This window comes from Pseudomonas sp. K5002 (genome assembly GCF_013386655.1).
GTDB lineage: Bacteria > Pseudomonadota > Gammaproteobacteria > Pseudomonadales > Pseudomonadaceae > Aquipseudomonas.
The window spans coordinates 1-357 of record NZ_JACARK010001464.1 but is presented as its reverse complement, the minus strand read 5'-3'; the positions used below and the strand labels follow the sequence as shown (position 1 = coordinate 357).

1 protein-coding gene is annotated in these 357 nt (G+C 65.3%); it reads left to right on the top strand.

Annotated features, from left to right (window positions below; translation table 11 throughout):
• Window positions 1–357, top strand: a 357-nt coding sequence (locus tag HX846_RS37210; protein ID WP_178967467.1) for an ABC transporter permease, incomplete at both ends; no start/stop codon positions are given.

Below are 357 nucleotides of genomic sequence, written 5' to 3'. Positions count from 1 at the left end.
CCTGCTGGCCGGGTTCCTGCGGGGCTGGGTCGACCGGGGCTTGATGATGGTCAACGATGCGTTGCTGGCGTTTCCCGGGATCCTGCTGGCCCTGGGCTTGATGGCGATCATCGGCCCGAGCCTGTACGGCATCGTGTTTGCCTTGAGCCTGGCCTACACACCGTCGGTGGTGCGGGTGGTGCGCGGCACGGTGTTGTCGTTGCGCGAGAAAGAGTTTGTCGAAGCCTCGCGGGTGATCGGTAACTCCGAGCTGTACACCATGCTGCGGCACATCGCGCCGAACTGCGTGGCGCCGGTGTGCGTGCTGGCCACCAGCATGTTCGGCTGGGCGATCCTGGCGGAAAGCTCCCTGAGCTT